Source organism: Hominimerdicola alba (assembly GCF_900112155.1).
GTDB lineage: Bacteria > Bacillota > Clostridia > Oscillospirales > Ruminococcaceae > Hominimerdicola > Hominimerdicola alba_D.
This window is the reverse complement of the sequence record NZ_FOKQ01000001.1, coordinates 170,301-184,994: the sequence shown is the minus strand read 5'-3', so window position 1 is coordinate 184,994 and position 14,694 is coordinate 170,301. Positions and strand designations below refer to the sequence as shown.

Sequence of the window (14,694 nt, the reverse complement as noted above, 5' to 3'; positions counted from 1 at the left end):
GGCTGTCGGACTTATGATAATATTATTCTTCTTCGTTAGTGCCTAAAACGGCAGTCAGCTGCATGATAAGCTCGCTGAAATATCTGTCACCTACCTCACCGACTTTTATCGGCTTGGAACGGTAGTGGTCTGCATTGGGACGATGGAGTTCCAGTTTTTCAATGGAGACATCTTCGCCCTCGAAATCGTAGTTGACTATGCTTGCGCCTGAGAAAGCAAGCTCGGCATGGACACCATTGTTTACGGTGGTACCGTCGGGCAGATTCTCGCGGCTGCTGATATCCTCGCGCCAGAAGTAGTAGAAGAATCCTGCATCTTCTGCATAGCCCTTATACCAGCCTATCTTGGTGAGTTTGCCAATGAGGGACAGGCTGTTGAGCTCGATACCCTCAAAGCGGAGTATCTCAGTGAATTCTCTTTCCTCGTCGGTCATGGTATAGATCTTTCTGTCAAGCTGTGGGAAAGGCTGTTCTATCTCGTAATCGGAGAGCTGTTCTTTCCATGCTTCTATGTCATCCTTGGTGAGTTCCAGCGGGTGTACAAGACCTATCTGACCATTCTCGGGGAGCTCTGTCTCATCGTCATCTACTGTATTGAAGCTTCCCTCTTCGGTATAGCGGAATGATTGTATCAGCTTGCCGTCAGCATCGTAAAGTCCCCAGATAAGACCTGTTGCAAAGCCGTGCATAACTGCGTTCTTAACAAAGAGTGCTTTCCAGCCCTCGATCGACCATTTTCTGTCATTCATCAGAACGCTTTCAAGTCGGGCTTTCTGGTTGGTGGCAACGGTCTTCAGCTGCTTTTTCATCTCCTTAAAATCAGCGGCTGCATTTGCTGCCTTTTCAGCATCGTCATTTGCTCCGGGCTTGGGCAGATTCTTCACCTGCTTATCGCCGCAGAATATCTCAAGGGTATTGCCTGTGCCAAGATATACCTTGAACTGACGGGGACCGAAATCGAACTCGCGGCACATATTTTCATCAAAGCCCAGGTCGGGTACTATCTTATCCGCAAGTTCCTCGGTGGTAAGACCAAGTTCCTTGGCGGCGTTGCTGAGAGCATCTGCCGCAGCGGAACGAACCATCTTGTTTTTGAACTTGCGTGACATACCGTCAACGTTCATGAGGGCGGTGGTGCTTCCGCTGAGTGCCATAGCACGTACAGCTTCTGATGCGATAGCGCCTCTTGAATTTTCGCCCCACTGCTTTATGTACTGCATAAGGATATCCACCATGGCTTCACCGCCGTGGATAGCCGCGAAATAGAGCACCCACTTGGTCTTTGCCTGTGCACCAAGGTCTACCCATTTGCCGAAAACATTCTGTGCAAAGGTGTTGAGTTCACGGGTGTTGAGGTTATCGGCAAGGTTGTTTGCGGCGGCACTGACACCAAGTTCGCTCATATTCGCGTAGCAGAGCAGCATAGCTTCAAGATACTTCTGCTCAACATCACTGCCGTCTGCATTATGTACGGAGTAATTACAGCCCTCAAATGCCCACGCTACTTTCTTTGCCTTGCCACCCTTGGTCAGTTCTTCAACGGTATCAACTGCGGAGAGAGGTGCGCCGCCTGTGGTATCACCCGAAACAGCCGCGCCTATCAGTACGGCTATCTTATCCTTTATCTTTGCGGATTTCTCCTTTTCAAAGGCGGCTTCAAGTGCTTCCTTATATTCGGCACTGCCCTGTCTCTCAATAGATGCCAGAGCAAGTTCACGGGCGGAAGCTTTTTTCTTTGAGAGCAGCTCGATGATATCATCTTTCCACGCGGGCTGACTACCTAGTATCTTGGCAAGGGCTGTTTTAACTGCCTTGCTGCTGTCATCAGCAGAAGCAAACAGCTTATCCTTGAACAGCTCAGAGTCGAAACCGTATGCCATAATGCCTATCTGTCTGGCAATAGCAGAAAGCGTTGAAAGCTCTGTTTTGAGCAGGAGGTCTTTGTGCTTGGCGGCTTCGGCGGCTGTTTTTGCGATAGTTTCATCTTTCTTGGAGTACATATTATCGATATAATCGCCTGTACAGCTGAGGATAGCATTCATGGGCAGACCTGCCTTTACAAGGCAGTCAAAGCCTTCACTTACATTTCTGCCATAGTCGAGACCTGTTGCCCTCTCGGTGAACCACGACTTGCTGTAGCCTGCGTTAACAGTCATTTCGGCTGCATAAAAGCGGCAGAAGAAATCGTCTGCACCAACATCATGGAAATAGTCGAAAGTATCGCTCATGCCCCTTGAAGTGGGAGCATCCAGCATTTTATCCAGAACTTCCTCGATGGGCTTGTTGCCCTTGATATACTCGATGATATCGGTGGCATCGTCGCGGTGGGTGTTGCTTACTATGGTCAGAGCCTTTTCACGGACAGCACTGAGTACATCGGGACAGGGCAGACCGTTGGCTTTCAGCATTTCAGCCATATTTTTGGCAGCACCTACGCTAACATCGTGGAGCATGGTATTGGTGAAAATATCGGTATGCTCTTTAAGCATATATTCAAGATGAGGGCGCAGTACAGGCACACTATGCTTTTCAGCGAGAAATCTGAGATATCCGCCTTTGATTGCCGCAGGTTCTTTATCCAGAGAATCAAGGAATTTAGGGCAGAAGTGGCGCAGAGCGAAATCAGGGAGATTTTTTACCTCATATTTACAGCGCTCGGAGAATTTAGCCTTTCCCATGTCAGAAAAGCGCAGGCATTCACCCAGCAGGACGGTATATTCCCAGCCCTCGGAATTGCGGACAGGCTTGGGTTCATTAATTGTTGCCGTATAGTTTACTATCTTCTTTATGAGGACAGCGTCCTCTTTCTCATCTGCTTTATCAAGAGCCATAGCGTACATTACCCTTGCTGCCCAATAATTAGTTTCGCATACCAAGTCTGCAATAGCTGCTATCTCATTAGCGGAACGTCCCTCAGCCACGAATTTGCTTTCATTCGCCCTTAGTATGGCGAATATGGAAGCACCTGCTGTTGCCCACAGCTTTGCTGTCGTTTCACCGGCCCAGGGTGTAAGGCATTCAAGCAGTACATCGTAGTATTTGACCGATTCATAGCTGTTTACAACATCCATCATATTTGCCACACAGCTTGCACCGAATGCCGCCCATAGGAAGCACACGAACCTGCTTTTTATCTCGCTGTCCCGCGGCTTAATTATCCATTTTTTTACTGCCAGTGAGTAATTGGTAAATGAAGTTATACTCTTTCCGTAGGCAGATGTCATCTTTACTTTTTTCAGCAGGCTGTCATCACGGGGAGAATCCATATCCATGTACTTAACAAATATCTCCTCGTTGCTTTTTATCATGCCCCTTTCAGTCAAGTAAGAGGCAAGCTTTGTCATGCTTTCAGAAACATCACCGTAGATCATTTTAAAATCTCCTTTCGTTTATGAGTTTATTTCACGAATATCATCGGGCTGCATACGTGACAATGCGCTGATGGTTTGCAGCCGTCCCTCACCTGTTGTTATATAGTCTGAGAGCTTTTCCATGCTCAACAGCATTTCTCTTGCATTGCCGCCTGTGCTGTGGCGGAAGGCTGAAGCGCCTTCGATAACTTTTACTGCCAGTTCTGCAAGACCTTTCATGCCGCAGTTTTCGGCATATTTTACCAGCTTGTCATCATCGCGTATCTCGGAACGAAGTCCGCAGTGCAGGATAGCGCTCATCATTTCCCTGAGTTTTGAAAACAGGTTCAGCAGAGTTTCCGCGTAGCCTGCATAGGCTGCTGCGCCCTCATATTTTTCGGGGAGCTTATAGCCGCTGCACTCAAAAGGTACGATGAAATCGTATATCTCTATGGGGAAGAGAGTTAGCTCGCCGTCTTCGATGCCTGCCACCGCAAGCAGGGTGAAGCAGGTGTCCTTATCGTCTAGCATACGCTTGCCTATCTTTTCAAGGGTCTCGATGAAAGACTTGGTCTCGGCGCGGAATTTCGCCTTGATATTTATTCGGCAGCCGTTAACATCCTCGATTTCCATTATGAACTGCTGATCGTACTTATCATAGCGCTGACTAAGGCAGGCGGTGGGTCTTACAAAGAAGAGCCTGTCCGTTTCAAGGTCGCCCGCTTCGTCAAGGGCAGAGGCTATCTCCCTGAAATCATCCTTGATCAGGTCATAGACCTCGGGAGAATTCAGACTGACCTTTGACTTGTTCATGACCTTGGTCTCGGCGGAAGTCGATAATTTATCATCGCTTATCTTAGCGTTATAAAGCACCAGACTGTTCTTCATCACCGATTTAAGAGGGACAGCTAGATCCCAAGGGCATACCGATGGAGTTCTGCGGCGCTTTTTTTCGTTCTCGTAAAAAACTGGTCTTAGATCGGACACGGTAAGGAAGTTCCTGCCCGATGTTTTATTCACATCAAGGAAGTAGTATATCTCCCCAACATAATCACCGATATCAACATCACGGGCACCTACGGGCATGAGAGAAAGCTCACCGTCGAGTGTTGTATACTTTCTTTTGAACTCGCCCAGGTCATCTTCGGTGAGCTTTTTTTCTTCAAGCTCACGGAGAAGCTCATCGCATTTCATGAGCCTTTCGGTGAATTTGCTCAGGTCAAAAGCTGCGCGGCGCTCGGTATAATCCGATAGCCTGCCGCCTATCTCGCGCATTATTTTTTCTGCCGCGGCGGCTTTTACGCTGTGGCATCTCACTGCGGCGGCCTCTATCCTTGCGGGCATATCCGCAGGGGTGCGCACAAGTCCGTCTGCGAGGATATCTGCTAAAAGCCCTCTGCAAAGTTCAGCACAGGCTCGTACTTTAGCTGTGTCCTTTTCGGAGAGATACACCGTTTCGGGCTCTGATGGTACAGGCTCGGGTGCGGGTACTTCTGCGGTCTCGGCGGAAATTTCCTCTGCCGTGTTTTCAGCCGCGGCAGTCTCCAACACGGGTTCGGGAGCGGCGGCTTCATCTGCGGGGATTACGCCTTTCATCACCACGAGAGCGCCAACGATATGTCTGCAAACGGCTCTTGACGGACAAGTGCAGGTGCTCTTTTCAAGAGGTGATTTAATGGTTACAGTCTCGCCGCCGAAATCAAGAACTATGCTGTCATCTGTCTCGGTAAAGTCAGCGGGGGCTCCCTCAGCGTCTTTGCAGGCGCGTTTATATGTGCCTTTGTTGGCAAGGTTCACAAGGGTATCCTCATCAGCTGAAGCTATGAGTTTTCGTATTTCTTTAACTGCGTCTGTCAAGCTTTCACCCCCCACTGAATATCCTGCCTACGTAATCCCCAAGCTGGTCGGGGGTAAGAGCGCCCACGAAAGCGCCCATATCTGCCAGCCGCTGACCCAGGTTCCTGTCGAATGCGGCATTTGCGTTTTCATCCAAAGCGGTAAGGTAGCTGAGCTTTGCACCGCTGGTTATTATATTTCTGCTGACGTTCATCAGCGTATTTACGGGGCCACCCTCGTAGAGGTCTGTCACGCATATCACAACTGTCTGTGAGGGGGCTGTTATCAGCTTTTCGCAGTAGCACATCGCCTTGCCGATATCAGTGCCGCCCCCCAGCTGTACGCTCATCAGTACTTCGGCAGGGTCTTCTGCCTGACCTGTGAGGTCAACTATATTGGTATCGAATATGACCAGCTTGACCTCGGCAAAGGGCAGTTTAGAGATTATCTGCGCCATTACAGCGCTGTATATCACAGAGCCCACCATGGAGCCGCTTTCGTCAACGGCGATAATGACAGTCTTGTTGCTGTACCTTTTAACGCGATTGGAAAAGTAAATCTCTTTCAGCATAAGCTGTCCACTCTCACTGTCATAGTTTTTGAGATTGCGTCGGATAGTCTTTTTGAAATCCAGATTTCTCGCCGTATGCACGGGGCTGGAGCTGTTGCGGTCTATCCTGCCTAGTATGGACTGTCTGACGCTGTTTTCCAGCTTTTCGCGGAGTTCATCTGCCACTTTGGCGGCTATGCGCTTTGCTGTTTCAAGGACTTCACCTTTCATCAGGTGGCGCAGCTGCATGATGGTCTTTAACAAGTCCATATTCGGTGTCATTTTTTCAAGAACTTCCTTATCGGTGAGAAGCTCGGTAAGGTGGAATTCATCGAGGGCGTGCTTTTCCAGAACGTCTGCTGTTTTGTTCGGGAAAAGTTCGCGGACTTTGTTTATCCACTTAGCGGCACTAAGGGTAGAATCTCCCCTGCCTCCCGACCTGCTTCCCTCTTCGCGGACATCGTCACCCGATGAACGGCTGTAAAGGTAATCCAGAAGGTCTTCCATATCCGCAAAGGCGCGGAGTTCTGAGGGAGTACCCGAAAATTCAAGGTCACGGTCAGACTGACTGCCCAGAACCAGTCTCCAGCGGTTCACCGAAAGTTCTCTGCGTTCATCTTCCGTCACTGCATCTCACCTCCATTCAGCCGTGCTGTGATAAGGCTGTCGAGCTTTTTGCCGAACTCGAACAAGCCCTCGTCTATGGTATCGCCATAGATTATATCCTTGTCCTTAACGCCGTGTATGCCTGCCACAGCCTTTGCTATGGACTGTATCTCCGATGGCGTGAAATAGGAGAATGCAAGGCGCATGGAAGGCAGTATCTCAAGGTAGTCTTCCCTTTCAAAGCCTGTTATCAGCTCGTCTGTCATGTACAGGAAAGAGTCATCGGCAAGGACGATATCACCTGCGGTGCAGAACAAGCCTTTGAGATAATCCGCACCCTGCATACGCACCTTTTCGGAACCTTGCAGAAAGCCGCGCATAGCGTCCTCGGCGGCGCTTCGGCGGGAAGGCTCGAGAGCATATAGCAGACCCATCGCCGCGCCGTAGACTTCGGGGTTTTTGTCCTTGGATCCCACCAGAGTAAGCAGAGCGCCCTCAAGGGTATCGCGCCAGTTTTCAAGCATACTGCCTGTCAGGCTGTACATCCGGCGCATAACGTCCACTACATCAGAGGCTGTTTCTTCGGGAGAATTAGCCATTGATGGCAGGGCGGGGATAAGTCTTGACATACATTTTTCAAGGCAGGCGAAAGAAGAACTGTCCTCAAATTCGTACAGTTTTTGCAGATCGCAAAGTCTGGCAAAACAGCGCAGACCCTCGCCGATGGAGAAGAAATCTCCGTCTTCGGAAACTATATCGTAAAGCAGTTCTTTCTGATGACCTGTAAGTGGTATGCCCATTAGGAAGCAGTCGATGGCGGTCTGTGCCGCGTCCTGACATCTGCGGTGCTCCGTGAGGGCGCGTGCCGCCAGATTGGTGCAGGCTTCCTCGATGGTGAAACCGTCAGTGGTGTGGTCGATGAGTGCGGCATCCACCTGAGGAGTGCGGCGGTACTTCCAAAGCTCCCGCACACGGCTCCTGTCCTTTCCTCGTTTCAGGTCGGGACCTTTTGTGAGGGTGGCAAAGCCTGTATCAAGGTAAGTTATCCTGTGCATAAAGCGGCTGAGATTCAGCCCTCTTTCCCCCAGGAAAAGGGGTACATCAGCTTCCTGCGGGATAACGCTTGCGTATTTGAGTTTGAAGATATCGCACTGCTTTTCAAAGTCTGCCACAAGGGGCGGAACATGGGTCTTATCGCCGATATGACCGATGCCGTCACCTGTTGCAAGGCGCCTCATGATATCCAGAGGCATGGCGGAAGATATGGTCTTTTCGCCCTTGATGAACGCTGAAGTGATACCGTCAGCAAGCTCGGAGATACCACACTGGCTCACATTTCTAAGGGCAGCAAGACCGTTCATTACGGTCTGGGCTGAGGTGATATCGGCTATGGAAATGGCGATATCCTTTTTTGAGCTTTCCTTGGCGGTCTTGATAAGAAGTTCAAGAGTGGCATCATTATAGACATTCGCAGGGTCTGCGCCGTTCACGATGCGCTTCATTATACCGTCGTAGAAAGCGGGAAATCTCATGCCCGAAGCATAACCGTGTAGCGCATCTGCAGCTTCGTAGGAATATGCGGTGGGAAAAGAACCCTGAATATCGGGTGTCATTTTGTGGAGCTTTTCAGCTTTGATCTTTCCCGATTTAAGCAGCTTTGCCAACCCTAAGCTGTGAAGTCCGCCTGTGACCACGAGGACTTTTTCGCCTTTGTCCAGAGCTTCTTTTATGCGCAAAGCCATATGACGCTCACGGGCGAGGGTGCCATCTGCTTCAAGCTCGGAATCCTTTTCCTGTGCGCGGGTCAGCACGCAATAGGTGTGCATATTTTTACAGAATTCGGCTGGGGTGAGTTTAAGACCTTCTATCTCAAAATACTTCTCCCAGAACTCTTCAAAATTGCGTATGCCTGTTTTCTCGCATAGCTTTTTATAGAACTTCGAGCGGATAAGGCGGGTGTCATCGGTATAGCTGTGCTTTTCTTTCTCGGTGCGCAGACCTTTGCCCTTTGCTGTGTTGATAAGTATCTCGCAATATGGCAGGTCGATGAATGCCGCACGTATGCCTTTAGCGGCAGCGGCGGCGAGAGCGTTGAACTCGGGGGAGGAATAGAGGAACGGGTAGTAGCACTTGTAATCCTCTGCGTCCTCGCTGACCAGCTTCTTTTTGTCCTTGTAGAAGTAGTAAAATGCCGCAGGAAGTTCAGTGCGCTCATCGGTCAGCACAGGGATAAGACCGTTGGCATTTTCGGGACCTTCAACCAGTATCGCAGTTGGTGAGAATTCTTCCACCGCACGAAGAATCTGATATGAACACACGGGGCTGTGGTGCCTTACAGGAAAAAGCAGAAGATCCCCAGAAGTATCATATTTTAAAAGCTCCCCTGCTTCACCTGTTATCTCAGCAAAGAGGCTGTCTTTGAATATTCCTTCCATGCGCCACCAACCTTTTTCGCTTTCTCCTTGACTGCTGTTCTGAAATATGCTTTCAGCTTTTCGAGATCGTCCTTATTCTCCTTGCACACCGCCCCGAGAAGATTCTCGGTGAGTATGCCAAGATCAGCTGTGCCATCACCGTAATACCATGCGTGGCTGATAGTCTGATAATAAACAGACACAGCTTCGGCGGTACTCATGACAGCGGCAGGTTTTTCCACCACTGTGCCCTCAGATGTCTTGCCCTCGCGGAGTTCGTGGTATGTAACTGCAAGAAGTTCGGCAACATCGGTATCTACGGGGCAGTCGATATGACCAGCCTTAGCCATATTTTCTGCTTCACGGATAATGATCTCCTTTTCAAGGCTGACATCGCTGACGGGCTCGACTGTTTCAAAGTTGAATCGTCTTTTGAGAGCGCCTGACATTTCGTTAACGCCTTTATCGCGGGTGTTTGCGGTGCCTATTATATTGAAGCCGCGTTTCGCCTGAACAAGACCCTCATCGCCAAGTTCTGGGATATTGAGTATCTGGTCGCTCATTACGGAAATAAGGCTGTCCTGTATCTCAGCAGGAGTACGGGTTATTTCCTCAAAGCGGGCGAAGATGCCTTTTTCCATGCCCACAAGCAGTGGCGAGGGAACAAGTGCTTCGCGGCAGGGTCCCTTTGCCAGGAGCAGAGCATAATTCCAGCTGTACTTTATCATGTCCTCGGTAGTACCCGCGGTGCCCTGAACTGTATTGGTGCTCACTCCGCAGCAGGCTGCTGAAAGAAGTTCTGAGAGCATGGTCTTTGCTGTACCCGGCTCTCCAACCAGCATAAGACCTCGGCTACCCGCCAGAGTTATGATACATCTTTCAACAAGAGCATCGTTACCATAGAACTTACGTGGTATCTTGACCTTTCCCTCGGGGGTATCAACTTCCCCGCCGAGTATGAAAGTGCGTACTGCTTTAGGTGAAAGCAGCCAGTTTTCGGGCTTTTTGCCATTATCGTTATCCCGCAGTGTCTTCAGCTCATCGGCATATCTGATCTCCACGGGTGGCTTTATATAGTTTTGTTCCATAAGACTTGTCCTCCTTAGTTGTTCACGAAATATCCATGCATTGATTATACCATATTTAATTTCAGATTACAACAGATTTTTATAAAAAATGAAATGCAGTACAACTTTCTGTACTAAAAAGAAATGTTCGTGGCAATAAAAAACTGCTCTCCGCAAAAACAGAGAACAGTTAAAAAGCTATTTATTTACCAGTATTTGCCTTCCCCAGGACAGCTTTGTTCGGGTTTCAGCGCACGGAGTTCCACATAACAGCCGCAGACAGCGCACATACCGTTTGAAAGCTGTTCGCACTGTTTGCACAGTGTAAGTCGGCGCTGATATTCTTCCTCGTCCACACGCTTATCCTCGGGAACGGCGGCGATATACTCCATTAGTTTTTCGGTGTAAGCATCGCGGTCGATATCCGCCAGCAGACATTTTTTGCAGATTATTTTCATAGTGACCTCCGTATGTTCTTCAGTCTGATTATATATAAAAAAGACCGCCCATATGAACGGTCTTTTACTGGTCGGAGTGACGGGACTTGAACCCACGGCCTCTACCACCCCAAGGTAGCGCGCTACCACCTGCGCCACACCCCGACGAATCGTTTATATTTAATTAGTTGAATCGAGGTGACGTGATTTGAACACGCGACTTCTACGTCCCGAACGTAGCGCTCTACCAAACTGAGCCACACCTCGATATAACAAGACCGCCCAAAATGAGCGGTCTGTTTTTTAGTCTGGTCGGAGTGACGGGACTTGAACCCACGGCCTCTACCACCCCAAGGTAGCGCGCTACCACCTGCGCCACACCCCGACGACTTAATTATTATAGCATATCAGTGTCGATTTGTCAAGAACTTTTTTCAGATTTTTTTGAAAAGTTCTCGCAAGCTGAAACTGCGTGATTTCCGATAAAAGCAAGTAAACGGAGCGTTTTGTAACACTCCGTTCTCAAACTATTTACAATTATCTTTTTACGAAATATTCCTCATACCATACAAGGAATGTGTATATCGTCCAGATCTTACGCCAGTTATCGGAGTTTCCGCCGACATAATCAGCATAGATAGCATTGATCTCATCAAGGTCAAAGAACTTCGCAGCCATATCGCTGTTGAACTTCGCCCTTACATCAGCGTTGTAGCGCTCATCAGCGAGCCAGAAGCGGATAGGAACGACAAAGCCCAGCTTCTTGCGGAATGCTATCTCAGCGGGCAGTACCTTTGCAGCTGCGGTACGGAATGCCACCTTGTTCTTCTCTTCGTTTACCTTGAAGCGTGAGGGCATACGTGAAGCGATATCGAATACTCTCCTGTCAGTCAGGGGCATTCTTATCTCCAGACCTGCGGCTTCGCTCATCTTGTCAACGTTCAGGTAGATATCACCCTCCAGCCATATCTGGATATCCACATCGGACATTTTTGTCAGCGGGTCAAGACCCTCGGTCTCATCGTAGATATACTTAACCAGGTCTATTGGCAGATAGTTAGGGTCATAGTGCTTGAGTATGCGCTGCTTCTCATCTTCCTTCATAATGTTGGTGTTGCCCACATAGAAGGTCTTGAGATTATCGCCGTAGCGCTCTGCGTTGCGGTACATATTGTATCCGCCGAAGAATTCGTCAGCGCCCTCGCCGGAATAACAGAGCTTTGTATGCTCGGCGGTAGCTTTGCAGGCGATGGCGAACACGATAGCGGAAGCATCACCAAGGGGCTGCTCCATATTATACATAACGTAGGGTACGATATCGAAATACTGCTCTGGAGTGATCTTGCAGCGGTTGTTCTTTCTGCCAAGGATATCAGCGGTCTGCTTTGCAAGTCCGCTCTCGTCGAAACGCTCCTCGTCGTAACCGCAGGAATCTGTCACCTGAGCATCGGACATAGCCAGAACGTAGGAAGAATCAACGCCGCCGGAAAGGAAGCTCTCAGCGATCTCTCCATCTTCCTTGACCTCAGGGAAGATATTCTGTATGGTGGTATGTATCTCGTCAGCCCAGTCTTCTAGAGACTTGCTCTCATCGGGACGGAACTCGGGATGCCAGTAGCGGGTGATGGAAGTCTTTCCGTTTTTGTGGACAAGATAATGTCCGGGCATCAGCTTCTTCACACCCTTGAAGAAAGTGTCCTCGCCTGCCACGTAGGTCAGGGTCATGTATATCTGGAGCATTTTCTCGTTAAGCTCCTTGACGAAGCCCTCCTGCTCCATTATACGGCGGATAGTGGTGCCGTAGAGCAGTCTGCCGTCAGCGGTCTCGTAATAATAAAATGGCTTTGTGCCGAAATGGTCGCGGACGCAGAAGATCTCGCCGTCATTTTCAACGGCGAAAGCGAACATACCGTAAAGATGGTCTGCCACAGCGGTTCCCCACTTTTCGTATGCCTTTACCACGATAGCCTTTTCTCTTTCGGCGCGGGGAAGACTGCTGTCAATGCCCAGCTCTTCGCAAAGCTGACGCCAGTTGCGTATATGACCTCTGTATTCGTTTAATTCTATCATTGATTACACCTCTCAAAATTAATATATACTTATATATTATACCATGCTCAGCCGATAAATGCAAGTGCGGGTGAAAAATTTTCAGCAAAAAGACACTTCAGCCCAAAAGCAGAAGTGTCCGTAAAATCATTATGTTGTTGAAAATATCATTTTCTTGAATCAATGACAAACTTGTGGCAGTAGTGTCTGATGAAGTGATCCATGTTCTCGTTGAACATCCTTTTCAGGGTGTCATTAGAATACTGTGAACAGCTATCCTCATCGATGAGCCATATCTTATAGGCTTCATTTGAAGCATGGATGGAAGCTACCCTGTAATCATACTCATCATCGGTAAGCTCCTTGGGTCTGGAGCCATCCAGTGCAAGCATATTCACCTTATCGCCCACAATGCCTGTACCCATAAGATGATGTGCCATTTTCTGGGCGGCAAACTCAGCATCGCCGCTAGTCTCAGATTCGATTATCGCACGCTCAAAAAAACTATCCTTATCTGCCAGCATCTGATATGCATATACAGCATATCTCTTTTTGCCTGCAAGTACGGAAGTATCAGTAAATGCGTGCTCGCCTATCTCTCTTACACTTTCGGGGATAGGCATAGGCTCCATCTTTTTGTTGCTGAAAAAGGCGGTGGCGCCGATAGATCTTACTGTATCAGGGATATTCACTGTCCTGAGATGACGGCAGCAGCCGAAAGCATAGTCACCGATCACCTGCAGACCATCGGGCAGTTTGACATGTCTGAGAGTGCTGCAGCCGCCGAAAGCAGCTTCACCTATCTCAACAACACCATCGGGAACTACAATATCAGAAACGCCCTCTTCTTCAATATAGCCAACAAGAACGCCATTTTCTATCTCAAATGCCATATTATCTTCCTCCGTATTTTGTCACCAAAAAACTGCACAGTGCTTTATTTATCTTCATTTTATCATTGATTAACCCGACATTATAATATTACAATTATTATACAATATCAACAGTTGGTTGTCAATGGAATTAAAAACATTTTAACAGTACAAACATAAAATAAAGCCTGTTAATGTTAAAGACGACGATTTAATATATGCTATAATCCATTAAAAAGCAAACTTATCATTTTCACTGTTTTTTTATGAATGTTATTCCGAGCAAAACAAGCCAACAGCATTATCAAATTGGCATTTTCTAAATGATCCGGATTTGCAATTGATTCATTCGCCAGAGTTTTCATCTATAAAAATGATAATCGTAGCTTAACATATTCTATAATAAAGCCCCCTAACTTATTGAATGTTTTTCTAATTAAAGTTATCCAGCAATGTTACGAAAACGTTTTTGGAAGACGAAAATTTATCATTAAACGTTCAGTTTGTTCCCGATTTTCGTAGTATGTCATGATCTTTCGTTATTTTTCCACTTTTAAAAGCTTGAAATTTATCATTTTGTATGCTATACTAACATTATAACAGGTTTATCATTGACCTGAAAGGAGCAATATATGAGCATTAAGATTTGGGGAGCTTTCAACGACCGCACAGAGCATGAAAGCTTCCATATAAATATACCGGGCGAGCCATGCTATATGCTGGTGCATTTTCACGATCCTGTGGAGCTTCTGCTTAATGGAAACACCATCATCACCGAACCACACGCCTGCGTGATATTCCCGCCTGACAAGCCTGTGGACTACAAGTCTCTTAAGGGCGGATTTACAAACGACTATGTAAAATTCACATATGACGACGAAAGGCTTCTTGAAAACAGCAGACTTCCAATAAACAAGGTTTTCTACATTGAGCCCAGCTGGAAGTTCATCGAGAGTATTTCGCGCATCACATGGTGGCTAACCGATGTTATGATAGATCACAGCCGCGAAATGGCTGATGCTCTGCGATGTGTGATAGACGAGCTGTGTATCAACCGTGTGGATATCAGCCCGAAAGCAAAGCGGGATAATCTGACTGTTCAACGTTTGCGACAGATACGGTCAGAGGTAATTTCTGCGCCCGGAGAATGGTCAGTGGAGCGTATGGCTGAGGCTTTCTTCATGACGCGCAGTCATTTCAGTGTGCTGTATAAAAAGCAGTTCGGGGTATCTCCGGGGGAGGATATACAGCGGATAACCATGGAGCTGGCGGCTTCCCTGCTGAAAGAAACTCATATGAGCGTTGAGGAGATATCACGGAAATGCGGTTACAGCAGCAGTGAGAATTTCATAAGGAGTTTCAAGAAGATATTTGGGACGACTCCGCTGAAGTATCGGCATAGCGTGGAGCAATAAGCAAATAGCGAGATTTCGTTGCATCAAGCCTGCGTACAGAGCAAACAATAAGAGAAAATCAAACTAACGATAAAAGCGGGCGGTCATCAAAATTCATGC

General features: G+C 48.0%; 9 protein-coding genes and 3 tRNA genes. 1 reads left to right on the top strand and 11 read right to left on the bottom strand.

The genetic code is table 11. The annotated features are described in order from the left end of the window. Window positions 1-22: 22 nt before the first annotated feature. From BM265_RS00780 to BM265_RS00730, 11 genes are all read right to left on the bottom strand, one after another. Window positions 23-3,370: a DUF4132 domain-containing protein gene (locus BM265_RS00780; protein WP_074959579.1), complete on the bottom strand. Its 3,348-nt coding sequence runs from the start codon at window positions 3,368-3,370 to the stop codon at window positions 23-25. Between the two features lie 18 nt (window positions 3,371-3,388). Next, entirely contained in the window at window positions 3,389-5,206 is a 1,818-nt protein-coding gene (locus BM265_RS00775) for an SWIM zinc finger family protein (RefSeq protein WP_074959578.1), read from the bottom strand. Between the two features lie 4 nt (window positions 5,207-5,210). Continuing rightward, window positions 5,211-6,362: a VWA domain-containing protein gene (locus BM265_RS00770; protein ID WP_074959577.1), complete on the bottom strand. Its 1,152-nt coding sequence runs from the start codon at window positions 6,360-6,362 to the stop codon at window positions 5,211-5,213. Continuing rightward, complete coding sequence (locus tag BM265_RS00765) at window positions 6,359-8,776, bottom strand: DUF5682 family protein (protein ID WP_074959576.1); 2,418 nt, start codon at window positions 8,774-8,776, stop codon at window positions 6,359-6,361. Before BM265_RS00765 ends, BM265_RS00770 begins: the two co-directional genes overlap by 4 nt. Then, entirely contained in the window at window positions 8,737-9,843 is a 1,107-nt protein-coding gene (locus BM265_RS00760) for an ATP-binding protein (protein WP_074959575.1), read from the bottom strand. Before BM265_RS00760 ends, BM265_RS00765 begins: the two co-directional genes overlap by 40 nt. A gap of 185 nt (window positions 9,844-10,028) precedes the next feature. Next, complete coding sequence (locus tag BM265_RS00755) at window positions 10,029-10,280, bottom strand: DUF6171 family protein (RefSeq protein ID WP_024857074.1); 252 nt, start codon at window positions 10,278-10,280, stop codon at window positions 10,029-10,031. Between the two features lie 68 nt (window positions 10,281-10,348). Continuing rightward, window positions 10,349-10,424 (bottom strand) — tRNA-Pro (locus BM265_RS00750). Window positions 10,425-10,452: 28 nt separating this feature from the next. Then, window positions 10,453-10,526, bottom strand: a tRNA-Pro gene (locus BM265_RS00745). Between the two features lie 42 nt (window positions 10,527-10,568). Further along, a tRNA-Pro gene (locus BM265_RS00740) sits at window positions 10,569-10,644 on the bottom strand. A 152-nt stretch (window positions 10,645-10,796) separates the two neighbouring features. Continuing rightward, window positions 10,797-12,329: an asparagine synthetase B family protein gene (locus BM265_RS00735; protein ID WP_074959574.1), complete on the bottom strand. Its 1,533-nt coding sequence runs from the start codon at window positions 12,327-12,329 to the stop codon at window positions 10,797-10,799. 146 nt (window positions 12,330-12,475) lie between these two features. Then, window positions 12,476-13,201, bottom strand: coding sequence for a leucine-rich repeat domain-containing protein (locus tag BM265_RS00730; RefSeq protein WP_074959573.1), 726 nt, complete (start codon window positions 13,199-13,201; stop codon window positions 12,476-12,478). Window positions 13,202-13,812: 611 nt separating this feature from the next. Between BM265_RS00730 and BM265_RS00725 the strand changes: the two genes are divergently transcribed. Continuing rightward, on the top strand, window positions 13,813-14,595 hold the full coding sequence (locus BM265_RS00725) for a helix-turn-helix transcriptional regulator (protein WP_074959572.1): 783 nt from the start codon (window positions 13,813-13,815) through the stop codon (window positions 14,593-14,595). The last annotated feature ends 99 nt before the right edge of the window (window positions 14,596-14,694 follow it).

What these genes read in the sequence shown, in the direction of transcription:
- BM265_RS00725 (WP_074959572.1), top strand. Translation starts at nt 13,813, where the DNA reads ATGAGCATTAAGATTTGGGGAGCTTTCAACGACCGCACAGAGCATGAA.
- BM265_RS00765 (WP_074959576.1), bottom strand. Translation starts at nt 8,776, where the DNA reads ATGGAAGGAATATTCAAAGACAGCCTCTTTGCTGAGATAACAGGTGAA.
- BM265_RS00755 (WP_024857074.1), bottom strand. Translation starts at nt 10,280, where the DNA reads ATGAAAATAATCTGCAAAAAATGTCTGCTGGCGGATATCGACCGCGAT.
- BM265_RS00760 (WP_074959575.1), bottom strand. Translation starts at nt 9,843, where the DNA reads ATGGAACAAAACTATATAAAGCCACCCGTGGAGATCAGATATGCCGAT.
- BM265_RS00780 (WP_074959579.1), bottom strand. Translation starts at nt 3,370, where the DNA reads ATGATCTACGGTGATGTTTCTGAAAGCATGACAAAGCTTGCCTCTTAC.
- BM265_RS00730 (WP_074959573.1), bottom strand. Translation starts at nt 13,201, where the DNA reads ATGGCATTTGAGATAGAAAATGGCGTTCTTGTTGGCTATATTGAAGAA.
- BM265_RS00735 (WP_074959574.1), bottom strand. Translation starts at nt 12,329, where the DNA reads ATGATAGAATTAAACGAATACAGAGGTCATATACGCAACTGGCGTCAG.